This window comes from Micromonospora sp. NPDC049240, from assembly GCF_040647835.1.
Classification (GTDB): domain Bacteria; phylum Actinomycetota; class Actinomycetes; order Mycobacteriales; family Micromonosporaceae; genus Micromonospora.
On record NZ_JBEZCX010000013.1, the window covers coordinates 202,893 to 209,870 of the forward strand.

5 protein-coding genes are annotated in these 6,978 nt (G+C 71.2%); 1 reads left to right on the forward strand and 4 read right to left on the reverse strand.

Annotated features, from left to right (window positions below):
- The first annotated feature begins 86 nt into the window (after positions 1-86).
- Entirely contained in the window at positions 87-2,234 is a 2,148-nt protein-coding gene (locus tag AB0B02_RS21610; RefSeq protein WP_357302819.1) for a prolyl oligopeptidase family serine peptidase, read from the forward strand.
- 92 nt (positions 2,235-2,326) lie between these two features.
- On the opposite strand, the gene AB0B02_RS21615 is transcribed toward AB0B02_RS21610, so the two are convergent.
- From AB0B02_RS21615 to AB0B02_RS21630, 4 genes are all read right to left on the reverse strand, one after another.
- The gene (locus AB0B02_RS21615; protein ID WP_357302822.1) at positions 2,327-4,069 is read right to left on the reverse strand and encodes an ABC transporter substrate-binding protein; all 1,743 of its coding nucleotides are present in this window, start codon (positions 4,067-4,069) and stop codon (positions 2,327-2,329) included.
- A gap of 127 nt (positions 4,070-4,196) precedes the next feature.
- Entirely contained in the window at positions 4,197-5,183 is a 987-nt protein-coding gene (locus AB0B02_RS21620; RefSeq protein WP_281937876.1) for an ABC transporter permease, read from the reverse strand.
- A 10-nt stretch (positions 5,184-5,193) separates the two neighbouring features.
- Entirely contained in the window at positions 5,194-6,201 is a 1,008-nt protein-coding gene (locus tag AB0B02_RS21625) for an ABC transporter permease (RefSeq protein WP_281937878.1), read from the reverse strand.
- The coding region (locus AB0B02_RS21630; protein WP_357302825.1) for an oligopeptide/dipeptide ABC transporter ATP-binding protein at positions 6,198-6,978 on the reverse strand (781 nt) is incomplete at its 5' end. The genes AB0B02_RS21625 and AB0B02_RS21630, both read right to left, overlap by 4 nt.

A 6,978-nucleotide genomic window follows, 5' to 3' on the forward strand; every position in this document is an offset into this window, starting at 1 on the left:
CTAACCGGCGGTCCTGCCCGTCCGACGGTCATGCGTCCGCCCAGGTCGGCCACATCACGCCCGGTGCCCGCCTACGATCTGCAGGCGTGGACTTTCCCGAGCTGGCCGCCCGTACCCGTCGGTTCAGCCTGGGGGCGCCGCGCGCCGTGACCGTCGCCGGTGACGGCTCCCGGGTGCTCTTCCTGCGTTCCGCGGGCCCGGAGGACCCGGCCGACGCGCTCTGGCTGCTCGACGTCGACACCGGCGAGGAACGCCTGGTCGCCGACCCGGCGGTGCTGCTCGGCACGGAAGCGGAGCCGGCCCGACCGGCCCCCGGCGAGCGGGCGCTGCGCGAGCGGCTGCGGCTCAGCGCCGGCGGCATCGGCGGGTACGCGCTGGACGCGACCGGCCGGGTGGCCGCGTTCGCGCTGGCCGGGCGGCTGTTCCGGGCCGACCTGCGGCACGGCGACGTGGTCGAGGTGACCACCGTCGGTCCGGTGATCGATCCGCGTCCGGACCCGACGGGCGAGCGGCTGGCCTACGTCACCGACGCCGCCGACGGCGTCCGCCGGGGTCAGCTCCGGGTGGTCGAGCCGGACGGCACGGACAACCTGCTCGCCGGCGAGGACAGCGGCGTGACCTGGGGGCTGGCCGAGCACATCGCGGCCGAGGAGTTCCACCGGTACCGGGGCTACTGGTGGGCCCCGGACGGGCGCGCGGTGCTGGCCGCCCGGGTCGACGAGTCCCGCCTGCCCCGGTGGTACCTGCACGACCCGGCCGAGCCGGCGACCCCGCCGACGTCGCTGGCGTACCCGGTGGCGGGCGGCCCGAACGCGGAGGTCAGCCTGCACCTGCTCGACCTCGACGGCGGCTGGGTCGACGTGCACTGGGACCGGGAGACCTACCCCTACCTGAGCGCGGTGGAGTGGGCGGACGGCGGGCCGCTGATCACGGTGCTGCGCCGCTCCCAGCAGCACGGGCTGGTGCTCGCGGTGGACCCGCGTACCGGGGAGACGCAGGTGCACGCCGAGCTGGCCGACCCGCGCTGGGTGGAACCGGTCCCGGGCACCCCGGCGCACCTGCCCGACGGGCGGGTGCTGGTCGGCGGCGAGCTGGCCCACGACGGGTACGACGCCCGCTGCCTGTTCGCCGACGGCACGCTGCTGACCCCGCCCTCGCTGTACGTGCGGCGGGTGGTCGGGCGGCTGCCGGCCGGCCCCGACACGGCCGCCGACCTGCTGGTCGAGGCGAGTGAGGGCGAACCGAGCCAACGCCACCTCTACCGGGTGCGGACCACCATCGGCGGCGGGATGGACGCCCGCCGGATGGGCAGCGACCCGGGTTGGCACACCGCCGCCATCGGCGGGGCCACGCTGGCGGTGGGGACCGCCTCGCTGGAGTACGCGGGGGTCCGCTGGCGGGTGTGGCACGGCGACCGTGCGGTGGGTGAGCTGCGTTCGCTGGCCGCCACCTGCTCGTACGCGCCGCGCCCGACGCTGGTGCGGGTGACCGACCGGCGGCTGCCCAGCGCGGTGCTGTACCCGGCCGAGCACGTCAAGGGCACCCGGCTGCCGGTGCTGGTGGACGTCTACGGCGGGCCGGGCCACCAGGAGGTGGTCGCGGCGCGCGGCGCCTGGCTGGAGCGGCAGTGGTGGGCCGAGCAGGGCTTCGCGGTGGTGACGGTGGACAACCGGGGCACGCCCGGCATCGCGCCGTCGTTCGAGAAGGCGATCCACCGCCGGGTGGCGGACGTGATCCTGACCGACCAGGTGGACGCGTTGACCGCGCTCGCCGGTAAACACCCCGACCTGGACCTGGACCGGGTGGCGGTGCGGGGCTGGTCGTTCGGCGGCTGGCTCGCCGGCCTGGCGGTGCTGCGCCACCCGGAGCTGTTCAAGTGCGCGATCGTGGGCGCGCCGGTCACCGACTGGGCGCTGTACGACACCGCGTACAGCGAGCGGTACCTGGGCATGCCGGAGGACGGCATGGACGTCTACGCGCATCACTCGCTGGTGGAGCTGGCCGCCGAGCCGCTCGGCGCCCCGGCCGACGCCCGGCCCATGCTGCTGGTGCACGGCCTGGTCGACGACAACGTGCTGGCCGCGCACACGCTGCGGCTCTCCGCCGCGCTGCTGGCCACCGGCCGCCCGCACGCGGTGCTGCCGTTGACCGGCGCGAGTCACCTGGCAGCCGGCGGCGTCTCCGAGCGCCTGCTCCGCCTGGAGCTGGACTTCCTCCGCCGCTACCTGGTGTAAGGAGGGGCCCCCTGTTAACGCCTCAGGTGGAGAAGGGGCCCCCTCTCACACACACGTGTTAAGAGGGGCCCCTCCTTACTCAGGGCCGGGGGCTACTGCTTGACGTACGCGTTGACGAAGTTCGGGTAACCGAAGACGGAGGAGATGAAGACACCGCCGGCCTTCGAGCCGTGCACGTTGTACGCCACATCGACGAAGAGCGGCACCACCGGCGCGAACTCCTTCATGATCCGCTCGTCGAGCTTGCCCCACTCCGGGCCCTGCTCGGTCGGGGGCAGGGCCAGGATCCGGTCCATCTCGGCGTTGATCGCGTCGTCGTTGAAGTACGACGAGTTGCTGTTGCCCTCGGCCTTGATGGTGCGGCCGTCGTAGAGCACCGGCAGGATCGACGCGCCGCTGGGCCAGTCCGCGGCCCAGTTGCCGATGTAGAGGTCCCAGGGGTTGTTCTTCTTCTTGACCTCGTCCAGCTTCGAGTCGTCCGGGATGTTCCGCACAGTGATCTTGAAGCCGGCGCGCTCCAGGTTGCCCTTGAGCTGGACCGCGATCTGCTGCTCGTTGGTGTTGTCGGCGACGCCGAGGACCAGCTCGGGCGTCTGGCCGCCGAGCAGCTCCTTCGCCTTCTCCATGTTGCCGGTTGCGCCCGCCGGGTAGGCGTCGTACGCCTTGTAGCCGATGGTCGACGGCGGCATCAGCGTGGTGATCGGCTGGGCGACGGTCTGGCCGCCGAGCGCCTTGACCAGGCCCTCCCGGTCGATCGCGTAGTTGAGCGCCTGGCGGACCTTCAGGTCCTTGACCCGCTGCGTGTTGATCACGAGCTGGTTGGCGCTCGGCGTCGGGGAGAGCAGCGTCCGGGTCTTCAGCGCCGGGTCACCGGCCACCTTCGCGACCAGCGAGGACGGCACCGTGTTGAAGGCCAGCGCGCTCTGGTCGGCGCCGTTGTCGGCGATCACCCGGTTGTTCGCGGCGTCCGCGGTCGGGCCGAAGGTCCACACGAACTGGTCCGGGTACTGGTGGCGGACCGGGTCGGTCTTCGCGTCCCAGTTCGGGTTGCGGTCCAGCGTGAGCTGGACACCCACCTGGTTCTTGGCAATCTTGTAGGGGCCGGACGAGAACGGCTTCTGGTCCAGGTTGACGCCGGTGTCCTGCTCCGGCTTGAGCGGCGCGGTGGTCGGCAGCGAGACCGCGAACGGCAGGTCGCAGCGGGGCTTGGCGAACTCGAAGCGCAGCGTCTTGTCGTCCGGCGTGGTCAGGCCCGGCGGCAGCGACGTCTTGTTCTTCTTGAAGTCCCACTTGGTGTCGAACTGCGGGGTGTCGGCCAGCCACTCCTGGAGGTAGGTCGGGCCGCCGGTGAGGTCCGGGTCGAAGGAGCGGGCGATGCCGTACGCGATCTCCTTGGCGGTGATCGGGCTGCCGTCCTCGAACTTCACCCCGTCCTTGATGGTGAATTCCCAGACCTTGCAGTCGTTGTTGACGTTCTTGCCCGGGGTCTCGGCCAGGTCGCCGACCAGCACCAGGCCGCCCTTGCCGTCGTCCTTCCAGGTGGTCAGGTAGCGGGCGAAGAGCGGGTTGGTCATCAGGCCGGCGAACGAGTACGTCCGCTGCGGGTCCAGGTGGGAGATGGGGGTCTCCCGGATGATGGTGAACGTGCCACCCTTGGCCGCGCCGTCCACCTCCGCCGCGGGCCCCTGGGAGTCCTTCGGGTCGGTCGCGATGACGCCGGTCTGCTGCCGGTTGCCGTCCACAGTGGTGCCTTCGCCCGTGTTCTCCGAGCAGGCGCCCAGCCCCACCACCAGTGCGATGGCGCCGCCGACGGCGGCCGCTGCACGTGGTCGCATCTTCTACCTCCTCCACCCGTACGCCTGGCGCATCGCCCGACGTCCCGAGGATCGTAAAGAAAAAAAACTACGAGTTGTGTAACAGTTCTCGATAAATTTCGTCGGCCCGGAGGCGCAGCCCGGAGGCTCAGCCCAGCCGCACCCGGGGATCGATCACCGCGTAGAGCAGGTCCACCACCACGTTGGCCAGCACCACGAAGACCGCCGCGATCAGCACGGTCGCCATGATGGTCGGCAGGTCACCGGCGCGGACCGCGTCCACCGCCGTCCGGCCCATCCCGTTGAGCCCGAACGTCGTCTCGGTGATCACGGTGCCGCCCAACGCCCCGCCCACGTCCAGGCCGGCGATGGTCACCACCGGCGTGATCGCGGCCCGTAGCGCGTGCCGCCCGTAGACGGTCCGTTTGGCCAGGCCCTTGGCCCGCGCCGTGCGGACGAAGTCCTCGGACAGCGTCTCCAGCATCTGTGCCCGGGACAGCCGGGCGTAGATGGCGGAGAAGAGGAAGGCCAGCGCCAACCAGGCCAGCACCAGCCCACTGCTCCACCTGAGCGGATCGTCGAACAACGAGGTGTAGCTCGGCACCGGCAGCAGCCGCAGGTTGTAGACGAACACGATGAGCAGCACCGCGCCGACGAAGTAGAGCTGCAACGAGGCGCCGGTCAGTGAGAAGCCGATCGCCGCCCGGTCCAGCCAGCTTCCCCGGCGCAGCGCCGAGAGCATGCCGAGGCCGACGCCGAGCAGCAGCCACAGGACCGCCGCCGGGATGACGATGCTCAGCGTCACCGGCAGCACCCGGGCGATGGTGTCCGAGACCGCCTCGTTGGAGACGTACGACCAGCCGAGACAGGGCGCGTCGCACCGGCCGCCCTGGGCGCTGCCCAGGTCCCGGCCGGTGACGATGCCCTTCATGTAACCGGCGTACTGGCTGATCAGCGGGTCGCGCAGGCCCAACTCCTGGCGGACCCGCTCCAGCCGCTCCGGGTTGCAGTTCTTCGGGCACATGCCGGTCACCGGGTCACGCGGCAGCGCGAAGAACATCAGGAAGCTGAGCACGCTGACCGCGAAGAGCGTGAGCGCGGCGGACAGCAGCCGGCGGATGAGGAAACGCGTCATGGCCGGCCTCCTACCGGGACGACTTCGGGTCGAGCGCGTCGCGCAGCGCGTCGCCGAAGAGGTTGAAGGCGAACACGAGCGCGAAGATCGTGATGCCGGGGAAGAAGACGTACGCCGGGTCGGTCTGGAGGTAGTCGAGGCTGCGGTAGATCATCCGCCCGAAGCTCGGCGTCGCGTCCGTCAGCCCGACGCCGATGAACGACAGCGCCGCCTCGCTGGTGATGTACTGCGGGACCGCCAGCGAGAAGGCGACCAGGATCGGCGCCCAGACGTTCGGCAGCAACTGGCGGAACAGCATGTGCCCCAACCCGGCGCCGCTGGCGCGCGCCGCCTCCACGAACTCCCGCTCGCGCAGCGCGATGATCTGTCCCCGGACCAGCCGGGCCGTGCTGGTCCAGCCGAACAGCGCGAAGATCGCGATGAGCACCCCGATCTGGAAGTACGCCGGCACGGCCTCCCGCTGGCCGTAGAAGCGCAACGCCACGGTCGGCATCAGCGCCAGCGCGATGATCAGGAACGGCATGGCCAGCGTCAGGTCGGTGATCCAGTTGATCACCGAGTCGAGCCAGCCGCCCAGGTAGCCGGCCAGGGTGCCCAGGGTCACGCCGATCGCGGCGGTCAGCACGGCCGCGGCGAACGCGATGAACAGCGAGGTGCGCAGTCCGTGCACCATCCGGATGAAGATGTCGCGGCCGAGACCGGGCTCCAGCCCGAACCAGTGCTCGCCGGTGACGCCGCCGGCATAGCCCAGCGGCATGCCGTAGCCGTCGAGGCGGCTCTGGAACTGCTCCTTCGGCCCCACCCCGTACAGCGCCTCGATCAGCGGCACGGCCAGCGCGACAAGCACGAAGAAGACGAGCAGACCGCCGCTGACCAGGGCGGTGCGGTCGCGGCGCAGCCGCGCCAGGGCGAGCTGGCCCGGCGAGCGGCCGACGAACTCCTCGTCCCGCCGCTCACCGCCGTCGGCGGGCGTCTCGATCTCGGCGAGGGCCACGCCCTCGACCGGGGACAGGCTCATTCCGTCACCTCCTGCGCGTCTGCGGCGTCGGCGACGCCGACCGCCACCGGGCCCGCCTCCGGGTGGTGGCAGGCGGTGAGTTGGGTGCCGCCGTCGCGGGTGGTCAGTGCGGGTGTCTCGGTGGCGCAGCGGTCGGTGGCTTTCCAGCAGCGGGTGCGGAAGCGGCAGCCCGATGGCGGGTTGAGGGGGGTGGGGACGTCGCCGGTGAGGCGGATGCGGCCGGCGGGGCCGAGGGTGGTGACGTCCGGGATGGCCGACAGCAGCGCCCGGGTGTAGGGGTGCTGCGGCCGGGTGTAGATGGCGTCCCGGTCACCGATCTCGACGATTCTGCCGAGGTACATGACCGCGACGCGGTGGCAGAAGTGACGGATCACGGCGAGGTCGTGGGCGATGAACACGAACGCCAGGTCCAGGTCGCGTTGCAGGCCGCGCAGCAGGTTGATGACCTGCGCCTGGATAGAGACGTCGAGAGCGGAGACCGGCTCGTCGGCGACGATCAGCTTCGGTTCCAGCGCGAGGGCGCGGGCGATACCGACGCGTTGACGTTGCCCGCCGGAGAACTCGTGCGGATACCTGTTGTAGTGCTCCGGGTTGAGCCCGACCAGCTCCAGCAACTCCTGCACCCGCCGCTTGACCCCGCCGGGCGGAGTGATCCCGTTGACCTGCAACGGCATCGCCACGATCCGCCCGACGGTGTGCCGCGGGTTCAACGACGCGTACGGGTCCTGGAAGATGATCTGCAAATCCTGCCGCAGGTCACGCAGATCCCGACGACCG

What these genes read in the sequence shown, in the direction of transcription:
- AB0B02_RS21620 (WP_281937876.1), bottom strand. Translation starts at nt 5,183, where the DNA reads ATGACGCGTTTCCTCATCCGCCGGCTGCTGTCCGCCGCGCTCACGCTC.
- AB0B02_RS21625 (WP_281937878.1), bottom strand. Translation starts at nt 6,201, where the DNA reads ATGAGCCTGTCCCCGGTCGAGGGCGTGGCCCTCGCCGAGATCGAGACG.
- AB0B02_RS21615 (WP_357302822.1), bottom strand. Translation starts at nt 4,069, where the DNA reads ATGCGACCACGTGCAGCGGCCGCCGTCGGCGGCGCCATCGCACTGGTG.